The 13,957-nt window shown below is 59.3% G+C and carries 13 protein-coding genes; 6 read left to right on the top strand and 7 right to left on the bottom strand.

Annotated elements, in window-relative coordinates:
* Nucleotides 1-30: 30 nt before the first annotated feature.
* The 5 genes from NITLEN_RS13810 to NITLEN_RS13790 all read left to right on the top strand — a co-directional run bounded on the left by NITLEN_RS13810 (nt 31) and on the right by NITLEN_RS13790 (nt 4,023).
* The gene (locus NITLEN_RS13810) at nt 31-639 is read left to right on the top strand and encodes a penicillin-binding protein activator LpoB (protein WP_219999458.1); all 609 of its coding nucleotides are present in this window, start codon (nt 31-33) and stop codon (nt 637-639) included.
* A 134-nt stretch (nt 640-773) separates the two neighbouring features.
* Complete coding sequence (locus NITLEN_RS13805; RefSeq protein ID WP_121990219.1) at nt 774-2,144, top strand: COG3014 family protein; 1,371 nt, start codon at nt 774-776, stop codon at nt 2,142-2,144.
* On the top strand, nt 2,141-3,286 hold the full coding sequence (locus NITLEN_RS13800) for an LPP20 family lipoprotein (protein ID WP_121990218.1): 1,146 nt from the start codon (nt 2,141-2,143) through the stop codon (nt 3,284-3,286). Before NITLEN_RS13805 ends, NITLEN_RS13800 begins: the two co-directional genes overlap by 4 nt.
* Before the next feature lie 19 nt (nt 3,287-3,305).
* Nucleotides 3,306-3,575, top strand: coding sequence for a hypothetical protein (locus NITLEN_RS13795; protein ID WP_146216194.1), 270 nt, complete (start codon nt 3,306-3,308; stop codon nt 3,573-3,575).
* Nucleotides 3,576-3,579: 4 nt separating this feature from the next.
* A complete protein-coding gene (locus NITLEN_RS13790; RefSeq protein ID WP_121990216.1) occupies nt 3,580-4,023 on the top strand; it encodes a type II toxin-antitoxin system VapC family toxin in 444 nt (147 codons plus the stop codon).
* Nucleotides 4,024-4,038: 15 nt separating this feature from the next.
* Here the strand turns inward: NITLEN_RS13790 and NITLEN_RS13785 are convergent, their stop codons facing one another.
* Nucleotides 4,039-4,548, bottom strand: a complete 510-nt coding sequence (locus tag NITLEN_RS13785) for a hypothetical protein (protein WP_121990215.1) — start codon at nt 4,546-4,548, stop codon at nt 4,039-4,041.
* 168 nt (nt 4,549-4,716) lie between these two features.
* Here NITLEN_RS13785 and NITLEN_RS13780 point away from each other — a divergent pair, with 168 nt between their 5' ends.
* Nucleotides 4,717-4,911, top strand: a complete 195-nt coding sequence (locus NITLEN_RS13780; RefSeq protein ID WP_121990214.1) for a hypothetical protein — start codon at nt 4,717-4,719, stop codon at nt 4,909-4,911.
* A 37-nt stretch (nt 4,912-4,948) separates the two neighbouring features.
* Here the strand turns inward: NITLEN_RS13780 and NITLEN_RS13775 are convergent, their stop codons facing one another.
* The 6 genes from NITLEN_RS13775 to NITLEN_RS13750 all read right to left on the bottom strand — a co-directional run bounded on the left by NITLEN_RS13775 (nt 4,949) and on the right by NITLEN_RS13750 (nt 13,933).
* Entirely contained in the window at nt 4,949-5,815 is an 867-nt protein-coding gene (locus NITLEN_RS13775) for an HAD-IIB family hydrolase (RefSeq protein WP_219999457.1), read from the bottom strand.
* A 392-nt stretch (nt 5,816-6,207) separates the two neighbouring features.
* Complete coding sequence (locus NITLEN_RS13770; protein WP_121990212.1) at nt 6,208-7,446, bottom strand: glycosyltransferase family protein; 1,239 nt, start codon at nt 7,444-7,446, stop codon at nt 6,208-6,210.
* 526 nt (nt 7,447-7,972) lie between these two features.
* On the bottom strand, nt 7,973-8,287 hold the full coding sequence (gene sugE, locus NITLEN_RS13765) for a quaternary ammonium compound efflux SMR transporter SugE (RefSeq protein WP_121990385.1): 315 nt from the start codon (nt 8,285-8,287) through the stop codon (nt 7,973-7,975).
* 67 nt (nt 8,288-8,354) lie between these two features.
* Nucleotides 8,355-9,476: a calcium:cation antiporter gene (locus tag NITLEN_RS13760; RefSeq protein ID WP_121990211.1), complete on the bottom strand. Its 1,122-nt coding sequence runs from the start codon at nt 9,474-9,476 to the stop codon at nt 8,355-8,357.
* A 78-nt stretch (nt 9,477-9,554) separates the two neighbouring features.
* Nucleotides 9,555-12,713: an efflux RND transporter permease subunit gene (locus NITLEN_RS13755; RefSeq protein ID WP_121990210.1), complete on the bottom strand. Its 3,159-nt coding sequence runs from the start codon at nt 12,711-12,713 to the stop codon at nt 9,555-9,557.
* Nucleotides 12,713-13,933 (bottom strand): efflux RND transporter periplasmic adaptor subunit, encoded by a 1,221-nt coding sequence (locus NITLEN_RS13750; RefSeq protein ID WP_181416867.1) that lies wholly within the window; start codon nt 13,931-13,933, stop codon nt 12,713-12,715. Before NITLEN_RS13750 ends, NITLEN_RS13755 begins: the two co-directional genes overlap by 1 nt.
* Nucleotides 13,934-13,957: the final 24 nt, after the last annotated feature.

The following is a 13,957-nucleotide window of genomic DNA, read 5'->3' as shown; positions in this document are numbered from 1 at the left end:
ATGAGGATGTTCAGTGGAGGGACTGGTGTGATGGCGATGAAGGCTGGCTGGCTGGCGCTGGGAGCGGTGTCGGTGTTGACTCTGGCGGGATGCGGGCATGAAACGAAAGTCACGCGGGTCGATGCCGGTGTGGTGACTGACCTGAGCGGCCGATGGAACGACACTGACTCGCGGATGGTGGCCGAGACTATGGTGAAGGAATCGCTCGACTATCCCTGGCTCGGCAACTTTACCCAAGCCAAGCATCGCGAGCCTGTCGTGGTCGTCGGCACGATCCTGAACAGCAGCCATGAACATATCAGCGTCCAGACGTTCGTGACCGACCTCGAACGCGAGCTGACGAACTCACAAAAAGTTACCTTCGTCGCGGGCAAAGGCGAGCGCGAGGAGCTTCGAACCGAGCGCAAAGAGCAGGCGATGTATTCCCGCGAGGATACGCAAAAGGCTCCCGGAAAAGAAATCGGCGCCGACTATATGATGAAAGGTACGATTTCGACCATCCTCGACGAGCTGGACGGGACGAAGGCGGTATTTTATCAGGTGGATCTCCAGATGATCGACCTGGAGAGCAATGCCAAAGTGTGGTACGGGCAGAAGAAGATTAAAAAGGTCATCGAAAAGAAGCGAACCATTTTCTAGGCTCCAGGACTCTGTTGAGCCCACTCTTCTCATGTCTTGCCCACAGTCCTCAGGCGCTGTGGCGCGTCGTCTGTTCATCCCTTCGATTCGCTCTACCGGTCGGACTGCTTCTGTTGACCGCCTGTGGCCCTTCCGTGAATCGCTATCTGTTAATTGAGCAGAGCCTGGCGGCGGGTGATGCCAAGCAGGCCGACGCGATTGTTCAACAAGCTGAAAAATCTTACGGAGAAAAGAATCGCCTGCTCTACGACATGGATCGGGGGATGACGCTGCAATTGGCCGGTGAGTATCCGCAGAGCAGCGCGGTCTTGGAACAGGCCGAGGAGGAAGTGGAGCGGCTCTATACCAGGACGGTCCGTTCCGAAGCCGCTGCCTTTTTGATCAACGACAACGTGCTCCCCTATGAAGGGGATGCCTACGAACATGTCATGATCAATGTCGTCAAGGCTTTGAACTATGCCGCGCAGGGGCAGTTTCAAGACGCGCTGGTGGAAGCCCGTCGCATCGATCACCGCCTCAACGTACTCACGGATACGGTCAAGGACAAGACGCGCTATCATGAAGACGGGTTTGCCCGGTATCTGACGGGCATTCTCTATGAGGCGACCGGTGACATGAACAATGCGTTCATCGCCTATCGGATGGCCTATGAGGCGTATGAAACCAATCGAACCTGGGCGCGTACGCCGGTGCCGACACACCTCCGCGCCGATCTCCTGCGGACCGCCGATGCGCTTCATTTGGCGAATGAGTTTGAGGAGTATCGGCGGCTCTTCCCTGACACGGCATGGCAGGGAAGCGCGGCGCAGCGAGGCCTCGCCCAAGTGGTATTGATCAGCTATAATGGCCGCGCCCCCTACAAGGAGGACCGCTTTCTTGACTTGCCGATCAGCCTGGATGCCTTGCAGCTCGTGCTGCTGAATCGCGGGTTCTCACAGTCGTCGCGGCATCAGAACCGGGGTGTCGATAGCGTCTTGTATGGCCTCAATGGGCGTGTCGTGCGCGTGGCGTTGCCTCGATTGGTGACGCAGAAAACGCAGGTGCCCGGGGAGCAGCTGACGCTGGTCGGCGAAACTGGCCGGCAGGTGAGCGTCTCATCGGAGCTGGGGCAAAACATCTCCGCGCTGGCCGATAAAAGTCTTTCCGAGCGGTTGCCCGGCATCACGGTGAAGGCCCTGGCTCGTGCCGCCTTCAAGTTCGCGATGTCGGAAGGGGCCACACGCGGGGCCCAGCAAGCGGCGGGGAAAGACGCTGCGCCGTGGGTGGGATTAGTAGTGAGTCTTCTCACCAAAGGACTCGCGGTGTTTTCGGAAGAGGCCGACAAGCGAAGTTGGCAGACGCTCCCGGATGAAATTCACATCGCGCGCGCCTGGGTCGAGCCCGGGCAGTATGCCGCGTCGGTGCAGCTCCTCGGGCGAGGAGCCGGCTCCACCAAGGAGAGTCGACGCACGCTCATTCTGGCTCCCGGACAAACGATGGTCATGATTCAACGGGTGATTCAATGAAGACCCCGGCCGGCCTGAGGGGTGTGGTCGTGTTGCCGCTGGTCATGCTGTTCATCGGCGGCCTAGCCCTCTCGGGGTGCACGTGGTTTGGAGGAACGTCGAAGCCGGCCTGGGTAGACGGAGCGACGGGTGAATTTTCGTCGAGCCAATATCTGCTGGGGCAGGGCCAGGCGGCCAACAAGAGTGCGGCAACCGATCAGGCCTATGCGGCAGTCGCCAGAATTTTTAAGGCTGAGGTCGCGGCGCAGGCCAAGGACTGGGAGTCCTACTTACTGGTCGAACATCGCGGAAGCACCAATACGGAACGGCGATTGACGCTGGATCAGGTGACCAACGTCTCAACCGATAAAGTGCTCGAAAACGTGAAGATCCTGGATACCTGGTACGACCGGCATCAGGGGATGCACTATGCCTTGGCGGGGATGCATCGCGGCCAAGGCGAAGCGGCGATGATGGACAAGATGCGCGAGCTGGATCGGATGATTGAAACCGACCTGCTCGAAGCGAGGCAGACCACCGACAAATTGACGAAAGTGCGGGACCTTCGGCGTGCCACACGGAATCTTGTGATGCGTGACGCGTACAATGCGGATCTGCGCGTCATTCGTTCTTCCGGCCAGGGGACTTCGGCGGCGTATCGGGTGAATGAATTGTCGAATGAACTGGATCAATTTCTTTCGACGAACCTGGTGCTGGCGGTTGAGGTGACAGGGGATCATGCTGAGCCGATCCAAGGTGCGCTCACGGAAGGGCTCATTCGTGAGGGATTGCACGTGACCACCCAACGGGCCGGCAGTGAACTGCTGGTGCGCGGGACGGTCCATATCTGGCCGATCGATGTGCGCGATCCGCAATTTAAATATGTGCGGTGGTGCAGCGACTTTGATGTCGTAGAGTCCGCGACGCAGCGCGTGGTCGGCGTGGTCTCGCGCGGCGGGAAGGAAGGGCACCTGTCCGATCGCGAAGCCACTGCGAAAGCCCTACGGGTTATTCAACAGGAATTTTCGTCAGACCTTGCCAAAGCAATCGCATCTCATGTATTTGGAGAGGCGTCATTGCCGGTTCAGGCGTCGTCGCCGGCCGGGTGCCCGAGAGAATCCACACCGGCGAATCCGGCGTTGTCGAGCCCGCGCCCATTTTAACGAGGAGGACACCAGTACTGTGACACAGTCTACAGAGAAATCGATGGGCCGCGCCCCACGGAGCCGCGGACGCGGGCTGACGAAGCCCGGACGGAAACTGTCGAGCCGATTGGCCAAGCGCAAGCTGGGCGACCGGCTGAAGGACGACACCGCATCGTTCAATCAAGGCAATCTTGCCGATACGCTGCGCAAGCAGGGATATGAGGAAGTGCCGCTGGACGAGCTGCAAGACCGACTTTCAAAACTCCAAGGGCCCCTGGCCGCCCTGATCATGAAGGGGAGGGTGTGACAGGATGCCATACTACTATTTTGATTCCACCGCGCTCGTGAAACGCTACAGCATGGAACGAGGCACTCGCGTCGTCAACAAGTTGATGGTCAAGCGCGGGAAAGTCGCCATTCTGCCGACCTGGACGGTCACGGACTTTTACGCCACGCTGTCCAATCGAGCTCAGCAGGGAGAAATCACCCGGGACGATTGTTATTCGGTGTTGTATAAATTTGAGCTGGAATCGAAAGCCGGGCTCTTTGAATTTATCGCGCCGACAATGGGGACGTATCTGGCTACCAAGGAGCTGGTCCTGGAATATCCCTTTCTTCGGGCGACCCAGGTCATGCATCTGGCGTTGGCGCTGGAGTTGAAGCCGTTGCGACTGACGATCGTGAGCGCCGACTCTCAGCTGTTGGCGGCGTCAAAGACCGCGGGCTTGCATATCATCAATCCGGAAGACGACTAGCGGCGGAGTGTGCGGTTAGAGACAGTGGTATTCGGCGATTATGGAGTCGACCACCTGCCTCCAGGTGTCCGCAGATGCGCGAAGACGCGTGTCCTCCTCAAGGAGGCGAGTGTCTTGCGGAGCGGACGAATCTAGCTCGGTGACATGGCCGAGGCTCGTGCGGGCGAGGGCCAGGCTGCCGCAGACACCCGAGGACGCCGGCAATTGACCGCCGGCTCGTCGAAAGAGTGCCATGGCCCGGTAGGTGTGTTCCTGCGATCGGAAGAGTGCTTCCTGGCTCTTGCGGAAGGCCGTCTTCGATCCGGCCTCCCTCTTTCCGAGCTGCGCGGCGAGCAATGCGGCTCGACCCATCATCATCGCGGCCCCGTCCGCATCGTCATTCCCGATCGCCTCTTCGGCTTTTGACTGAAGCCGGCCCAATTCAGCCTCATCTCCCATCACCTGCGCGTCGCTCAGAGTAGGAGACATCGTGAGGCCGGCGAGCAAGAGCGCCGTCAATCCGCCGATTCGAAATGAGTTGGCCATCAGACCTTTCTCGAAGACAGGGGAGCTTATGTATAGACCGGTACTCTACCCATGAGCGGCTATGGCTGGCAAGTTGCCACCGTCTTGAACGGATCAGTATAATCCGCTGGCTTTCAATGGAGCGGGTGGCGGCCGGGTCGTCCGGCTTTTTCTAGGAAGGAGTTGATCGTGCAGTATTGGGTGAAAGTCATGTTTGTGGACAATCAGGAATTGCTGATCAAAGATGCAGTCAGTCATCGATTGTCGGAAGACCAGGAGTTTATTTATTTGGAGTCGCCGCGGGAAATGATCTTGGTTCCGATCAAGCAGATCAAATACCTTTCCTGTGATGCCGCGGTGTTTGCGTCGAAGAAACCCGCTTGACGTAGGCCCGCTGATTCAGAGGGGGCCTTCGCCTCCGCTAGGCGACCAGCTGCAGCAGATGCAGAATGGCGTGATTCCATCCGATCGGTCCGATGCCCGGGGCATGAATCAGCTGCGGAACATCGATGTCCCGATCGTATGTCCCGTCCGATTTCTGCACCAGCACCGGATGATCCACCGCAAGCAGGAGCGGGAGGTCGTTCAGGCTGTCCCCGATCCCTACCGTTTCAACCTTGCCGAACGGCCCATCCAAATTCCATTGGCGTTTGTAATATTGGAGGAGTTTCAAGGCGGCCTGACCTTTGTTGTTCATTCCGGTCAGATGAAAAAAACGCCCGCCCTTCGTCCATTGTAATCCGCGCATGACGATCTGACGGCACACCTCTGCGGCAATCGTGGCGGGACCTTGCACCAGGTAGGGCTCGTCATATTCGCGAAGCTTGGCCAGGATCGCGGCCTCCCGGGATAACCCGGTCAGCTCCATAATCTCCTCGCTGGAAAGATCCCCGAATCCTAGGAGCGGCGTTCCGACGGCGTCCTCGATTTGCTTGAGGACGTCGCGCAGCATGGCGTAGGGCGTTCCGAACTCGATGACGTGGTAGGTTTCCCGGCGTCGCGCCTGCGTGATCGAGAATCCGAACGTGCCGAGCGGCACGAATACGGCCCCGCCGTTTTCAACGATGAAGGGGCCCTGGTGATTGAGTTGCTGCCGAAGCGGTTCGATTTCCGCCCGCGTTTTGCTGGAGACCAGGACGACGGGAATCTGGTTTTCCTGGAGCCGTTCGAGAGCCGGTCGAGCCGCCTCGAACGAATAGGTTTGGCTGTCGAGAAGGCAGCCATCCAGGTCGGTAAAGACAAGGTAGGGAGGATGCATGGGGGCCTCAATGGTGGTGAACATTATCATGACTCGGTCCGTGTAACGGAGCCGTCAAGCCATGACTGTGCGAGGTCTGTGCTTCTCAATCTGAACGCCAGCGCTGTCATGGCGGCGCTCAGCAACTGGATTGTCCGGTGGGAACGATGGCCAGTGTTTGCCGGACGAGGATGGATACGGGTTCGAGTAATGCCTTAATCCATGGTGATGCCATGATGCTCTCCTTTATTTCTGATGCGTTAGGGCTATCGTGTCACGCGATCCGCTTTCCAAGGCTCAAACGTCCGGCCCAGAGATTGGAGATTGAGTCCCTCTCTGCGCAGACTGGAGCGTTCAGTCCAGGCTGCCAAGGGGGTGATGGTCGAATTCGGCATGGGCATCAGGTGAATAGGGTGCGAGATTCTTGCGAGTGGGTAGTCATGCTATGTAGGGGCCAACTCGCTGGCCGGTTCCCACTCATGGTCACTCTCGACCGCATCGATCAAGAGCCCGAAGACATCAGGGACGGCGGCCACGACGCGGCTCCAATTGGAAATCATGGGGACGCCCAGAGGATCTTCAATGAAACTCTGTGTGGCGAGCTTCATGCCTTTGAGAAACACTTCTACGGCAGTGCGTTCCTGGTGGCGATCGAACTGGAGCGAGTTAATCATCGCGTCGTTTTCGTAGCGGCTGATCGCATCGTGCGCGGCTTGGAGGTATGTGGCTCGCAGTGTCTTCAGCAGGCTGTCGGAGAGGATGACCCCGTCGCTGGCCAGGTTTCTGAAGAGGGCTTTGGTAATGTCGGTCGACATCTTTAACAGGCCGGCACCGGGATTGTCCGCTGAGAGTTCCTGGTGTTTATGTTCGTAGGCGTCGGCGATGTCGACCTGGCAGACGCGGCGGAGCGCACAGTTGCGATATACCTCGGCAAGGACCCCCACTTCGAGACCCCAATCTCCCGGAATACGATTGATCCAGGCGAGATCGCTGACCATGGCGAATTCACCGGCCAGCGGATAGCGGAAACTATCTAGGAAGGTCAGGAGGGGATGCGTGCCGACCAGCTGTTGAAGGCTGCGTAGAAGGGGAGTCATGAAGAGCCTGGTCACGCGGCCATGAAGGCGGTCGGTAATCCGGCTGTAGTAGCCTTTGGCGAATTCATATCCGAGATTGGGATTGGCGATGGGATAGCACAGCCGGGCGAGGTACTGCCGGTCGTAGCTCACAATATCGCAATCGTGCAGAGCGAGCACTTTGCTTTGGTGGCGGGCGAGTATATATCCGAATGCGGTCCAGCAGCCGCGCCCTTTGCCGGCCAAGCCGACATCAATGGCATTGTCGGTCAGGCGCTTCAAGATGTGCTGAATACGATTCCCGTCGTTCCAGATCACCCGGACGCGCTGCGGGAGGATCGAAAAGTATTCCTTGGCCAGGCGGAACTCCCGCGCCGAAGCTCGATCCAGAGAGATGACGATCTCATTCACATAGCGCACCTCGGTCAGCGTCTCGACGATCTTTCTGAGCGCCGGTCGCTGAAGCTCCGAATAGAGGGACGGGAGGATCAGGGCAATCGGATTCGTCGATGCGTGCCGCTGGAGTTCCGCCTCAAGTTGATCGAGATTCGGTTTGCCGAGCCGATGGAGTACGGTCACCACGCCGTTTTGATGAAAGTCCGACATGTTCTTCCTCCCTGTCCGTTTGGGCGGCCACGCGGGCACTCGGGATGGAATCAATCGTGGAAGCCCAGGATCGTCGTATTAAAGAAGCAACGCCTGTGCCGCTCTAGGCCCCGAACGAGTGACGCCACGACGGTGTGATTAATGCCTTGATCGCCTGGAGATATTCTTCCGGACAGCCCTCCTCGCCGGACCGATATGCGGGTGATTGTTGTCTGGCCAGTGAAGCATTGGCGGTGAAGCCCTTCACTCCGGTCAACCTGTACGGGAGCGCCCACCGCACGGAGACGGGCAAAGCTGTCCGCTGTGAGACGGACCACACCCGTATATGGCTCCCCTGTTGCGAGCCAGCCTGCATTCTGGCAGACGATACTCACTGTAGAGTAACAAGTGGGTCTGGGTTGATGAACTAGGCGAATCCCGCAGATGGATAGAAGAATGCCCTAGCTCGGATGGGAAGCGGGCTGTCAGGCGTGTAGTGCCAGTGTGAGTGAGCCGGTGGTGAAGGCGGTTTGATCTGACGGGCCGATTATGTGCTTAACTTGAGTCCCATCATGCCCAGCACGATCAGTGTAAGCGACACGAGCCTGAAGGGCGCGACTGATTCCCCCAAGATGACCATACCGAGCAGCGCGGTTCCTACCGCGCCGATCCCGGTCCATACGGCGTAGCCTGTGCCGATCGGAATCGTCCGCAGTGCCTGCGATAGGAAGTAAAAGCTGGCGATCATGGCCGTGATCGTCCCGATGCTGGGCCATAGCCGCGAGAAGCCTTCCGTGTATTTCAGGCCGATCGCCCATCCCATTTCAAGCAGACCCGCGAGGATGAGGTAGATCCACTCCATTGACACCATCTTCTTCGTCCTCCTCCGTCAGGGTTGCGGCACCCTGGTCAGATCGCAAGCCCGTTTGTTACCGTTCGAAAATCAACATGACATAGGCAAGAAAGAGCAGCAGATGCACCGCGCCGAGCAAGACGTTGGTGCGGGCGCTGGCAAAGGTCAGGAGGCTGATTCCCAGCGTCAAGAGCAGCAGGGTCATGCCGACGGCATCGAGCCCGAGGATGATGGTCTGGTCCATGACAAATCCGATGGTCAACACGGCGGGAATCGTCAGGCTGATGCTGGCCAGCACCGACCCCAGCAAAAGATTCACCGAGCGTTGCAGCTGATTGCCCATCGCGGCGCGCACCGCGCTCATCGACTCCGGGGACAAGACCAGCACGGACACGAGTACTCCGCCCAAGGCCGACGGAGCGTGTAATTCGTGGATGGCGTGGGTGATGGGGACCGCGATTTGACCAGCGAGGATGATGACCGGCAGCAGATACATGATCAACAACAACAGCAGTTGTGAAACCGAGCGGTCGTGGTCGTCAGACGAGCATTTCCAGTAGGGGGCCTCAGCCGGCTCCGGCGAGATCGGCGCCATGAAGTAGTTGCGATGGCGGAAGATCTGCATGGCGAGGAAGACGGCGTAGAGGCCGAGCGACATGATGATCAGAAACACCGATTGACGCGCCGACAACGTTGGCCCGGGCGACGATAAAGTAAAATTTGGCAGGACCAGGCTCAGTACGGCCAGGGGGATAATCACCGCGAGGAAGGCGTTCGCTCCTTGCAGATTGTAGGTTTGTTCGTGATACCGCAACCCTCCCAGCAAGAGTGAAAAGCCCACCATGCCGTTGAGCGCGATCATCACGACGGCAAACATCGCATCCCGCGCGAGGGACGGATTGCCTTTGCCCGTCAGCATGACGGCACTGATCATCATGACTTCAATCCCGGTGACGGCTAGCGTCAGAATGAGCGTCCCACCCGGCTCTCCCAGTTTCGTGGCCAGGCTCTCGGCATGCCGGACGACGGCAAAGGCCGACAGCAGGATGACGGTGAAGAGCCACGCAAACATGAGCGTAAACCAGGCCGGATGCGAGAGATCGGCCAGCCACCGATGCCCGAAGACAAGAAAGGCCGCCGAGGTGCCGCCGCTCACTAAGAGAAACCATTCCTGCCGTAGGGTGGGTAGTATGTTCATGGTAGGGATGCTAGCAGCCTGCGCAAGGTATGTGAAGGCCTGTGGATGTTCCGATGAGCGCAGGCGATGCCGCCGAGGCTAGTGTCCTCCATGGGCGGATTTGATGACGGGAAGGACGCCGGTCGGCGGCGTATCCTGTTGGGGTCGATCCTCTAGCCATCGATAGAGAATCGGCAGAACGATCAACGTCAGCAAGGTGGAGCTGACCAGTCCGCCGATGACGACAATAGCCAGCGGACGCTGCACCTCCGAGCCGATGCCGTGGGCGAAGGCGAGCGGGACCAATCCCAGTAACGCAACCAATGCGGTCATGAGGACCGGCCGCAGGCGCAGCAACGCCCCGGACATCACGGCTTCGTCCAGCGTGGCGCCTTCCTCGCGCAGGGCGTTCATGCAGGAGACCAGCACGATGCCGTTCAGTACGGCCACGCCGAAGAGGTTGATGAATCCGATGGAGGCCGGCACGCTGAGATATTCCCCCGTCAGCCAGAGCGCGACCACTCCGCCGATCATGGCGAAAGGAAGATTCAGAATAATCAGGGCCGCCTGCCGTAGCGAGTCGAAGGTAGAGTACAACAACAGGAAGATCAATCCGATGGTGATGGGCACGATGAGCCGCAGTTTGCCCATCGCCCGCTCCATATTTTCAAACGAGCCGCCCCACGCGACGGTGTAGCCGGCGGGCAGCACCACTTGGGTGGCGATTTTCTGCTGCGCTTCGGCGACTAAGCTGCCGATATCGCGTCCCATGGTATTGAACCCGATGGAGACATACCGTTGGAGTTTTTCACGGCTGATCCGGCCGGGGCCTTCCTCAAGGCGGACGCTTCCGAGGTCGGCGAGCGGGACCAGAGCTCCGTCCCTGCCGGTGACCAGGATGTTGCTGATGGTTTCGGCGCTGTTCCGGTATTGCTCCGGGAAGCGGACGAGCAGTTCAAATCGTTGCTGACCTTCGTAGACACGTGTCGCGACTTCACCGCCGATCGCGGTGCTGATGATGTCTCGCACATCGGACACATTGATTGCGTGGCGCGCGATCTTGCCGCGATCGATGTCGATGGTGAGATAGGGCTGCCCGAAGAGTTGTTCGATCTTGATATCCCGCACACCGCGCACGGTGTTCAGCTGGGCGGCGATCTCCTCGGCTTTGCTGTGCAGGACCTCCAGGTCTTCCCCGAACAGCTTGACGGTCGCTTCTGTCCGGACGCCGGAGATCAGCTCGTCGACCCGCTGTTGGATGGGCTGGCTGATCAGGAACGTCGCGCCCGGGATTCGGGTCAATCGCTCGCGGAATTTTTGCATCAGCTCCGGCATCGTGCGAGCGGTGGTCCATTGATCCAGCGGACGGAGCCGGACGACGGGATCGCTTTCGTTCGGTTCCTGCGGATCGTTTCCCAGTTCCGTGCGTCCGATCTTGGAGACCACCATTTCCACTTCCGGGAACTCCATCATGGCCTGCTGCATGCGCTTCTCGATTTCGATCGACGCGGGGAGGGAGACGCTCGGCAGGCGGATCGTTTGCGGAGCGACAGAGCCTTCGTTGAGGATCGGGATAAATTCGCTGCCGAGTAACGGAAACAAGGCAAGGCTGCCGATCAGCGAGCCGACCGCGATCGTCAGCACAATGCGGGTATGTCCCAGTGCCCAACGGAGCGATGGGGCATAGAGGCGCTTGGTCAAGCGGACAATCCAGGGGTCTTCTTCGCTCCCTCGTTTCAACATGAGCGAACAGAGGACCGGCGACAGCGTGAGCGAGAGCACCAGGGACGTCAGCAGGGCGATCATGATGGTGTAGGCGAGCGGCTTGAACATCTTGCCCTCCATCCCTTGCAAGGACAGCAGCGGCAGGAACACCAGAATAATGATCAAGATGCCGAAGACGACCGGCTGCCCGACTTCCTTGACGGATCGGGTGATCAGCTCAAGGCGCGGGGTTGCCGCGGACGAGGGCTCCGAGAGATGACGGTAGACGTTCTCCACGACGACCACGGAGCCGTCTACGATCATGCCGATGGCGATGGCCAGCCCGCCTAATGACATGAGATTGGCCGTGAGTCCGACCTGGCCCATGACGATGAACGTGGCCAGCGGGGACAGCACCAGCGTCGCGACGACGATCAGCGCGCTGCGGAGGTTGCCGAGGAAGAGCACCAGCACCACGACGACCAGCACCACGCCCTCGGCGAGCGATTTGTAGACCGTGTTCAAGGCGGACGTGATCAATTCGATTCGGTCATAGAACGGCACGATCCGCAGTCCGTCCGGCAGCAGATGCAGACGGTGGATGTCGTCGATGCGCGCTTTGATGTTTTCGACGACGTCACGCGCATTGCCCCCCCGCAGCATGAGGACGATCCCGGTGACCACCTCGCGCTCTCCGTTCAACACGGTCGCGCCGTGCCGGACCGCATGGTCGATCAGCACCTGCGCCACATCGCCGACAAAGACCGGGGTGCCGCCGGCTTCCTTGATGACGATGCGCTGGACGTCTTCGAGCGACCGAATCAGGCCGATCCCGCGCACAATATATTTCTCATCGTGCTTTTCTAGAATATTGCCGCCGGCGTTGGCGTTGTTGCTGGCCACGGCATCGAAGACCTCCCGAAGGGTCAGGTCGTATTTCCGCAACATGGCCGGCTCGACCAGTACTTGATATTGCTTGACGAAGCCGCCCATGGAGTTCACGTCGATCACTTCCGGCGTACTCTTCAGTTGTGGCCGGATAATCCAGTCCTGAATCGTGCGCTGATCGATCAAGCTTTGGTGAGCCAGGGCCTGGTCTTGGATTGGGCCGCGGGCGTCGTCCAGATAGTATTGGAAGACTTCGCCCAGTCCGGTGCTGTTCGGCACGAGCATCGGTTCCGTGCCGGGGGGAAGCTGTTCTTTGACTTCGATCAGGCGTTCGAGCACGAGTTGGCGCGCTAGGTTGGTGTCCATCGAATCGTCGAACACGATGGTCACCAGCGACAAGCCGACTTTGGTCAGGGAGCGCATTTCCACGAGCGCGGGAACGCCGGTCAGTTGCAGTTCGATCGGGTAGGTGACCAGGCGTTCGACTTCCGCGGGAGATAAGCCGGGCGCCTTGGTGACGACCTGGACGAGCACGCTGGTGACATCGGGAAAGGCATCGATCGGGATGGTGCGAAACGAATAGAGTCCGCCGATGCCAAGCATGAGGGCGAAGATCACGACGAGCATGCGCTGGCGCAATGAGATGTCGAGCAGGCGAGTAACCATCAGACTTGTTTCTTCAGGAACTCGGACTTCAGGATGAAGGCGCCTTGCGTGACGACAGGCTCGCCTTCGGTGAGGCCTCCGAGGATGGTGATCTGGGCGCCGTTGGATTCCCCGACTTGGACCTCGCGGATTTCATACTCCGTCGCGGCGCGTTGCACGAAAACGAAGGTTCGGTTCTGATCCCGTTGCAGCGCGGCTTCTGGGACAGCCAGCCGGTCCGGCTGCGATTCGGAGAAGAGACGGATGGTGGCGAACATCTCCGGTTTCAGCCGCCCCTCGGGATTGGGGAGTTCGAGCCGCAGCTGCATCGTGCGGGTAGCTGGATCTAGGACATCGCCCACATAGGTAATCGTGGCCTTGAACGTTTCCTTCGGATAGGCATTGACGCGCACCTCTGCCTGTCTGCCTCCGGAGGCATGGATCGCATGGACGAAGGGAATATCTTTCTCAGGAATGTTGGCCCGCACCCAGACTTCAGACAGGTCGGCGACCACGAACAGTTTTTCGGTGGTTTCGACAACTTCGCCTCTGGTCAGGTTGCGGCCGATGATGCGCCCGGCAAAGGGCGCCACAATCGGGATATGGGAGCGAATGTCCCGGCTTTTGTTGAGGCGGCGGAATTCGCCGTCGCTCATGCCGAGCAGCTTGAGGTGGTCGCGCGCCTCATGGGATTCCGCCTGCATGCTGAGCAGTTCCGCATGCCGGCGTTGGGCTTCTGCTTCGCCGATCACTTGTTCTTGCAGCAAAAACTTGGCCCGCGCGTAGGCTTGTTCGGCGACATGAAGTTTCGCCTGGGACTTCAGATAGGCGGATTGCGCCAGGCCGAGGTCGCTGCTGTAGAGGATGGCCAGGAGGGCATTGGCTTCGACCTGTTGTCCTAAATCTGCGTAGACATCCACGACGCGGCCTCGAACCAGGGTGGTAATATCGGCCACTGCATGCTCGTTCGGTTGTAAAATGGCTGGAAAGTCCCGATGGGTGCGGAAATCGGTTCGAGACGTCGGTTGAACGACGAGTCCGATTCTGGCGGACTCTTCAGCGGACAGGGTAATCAGTCCCGGAGTCGAGGTGGGCGCGGGTGTCTTGACCGCAACGGCTTCGCCAGGAGCGCGGTCGCATCCTGCGATGATCGCGACCAGGCCGAGCAGCATAGCGGCGGCCAGGTGGCGGGAGCCCCGGGACTTGGCATCCTGCGTCATCGGCTGCGTCTGTTGTCTCATGCGTAGGTGTCTGACTTGGAGTTG

It is taken from the genome of Nitrospira lenta (genome assembly GCF_900403705.1).
Taxonomy (GTDB): Bacteria; Nitrospirota; Nitrospiria; order Nitrospirales; family Nitrospiraceae; genus Nitrospira_D; species Nitrospira_D lenta.
Note: the sequence above shows the minus strand (reverse complement) of the source record. Positions and strands in the feature narration are given on the sequence as shown.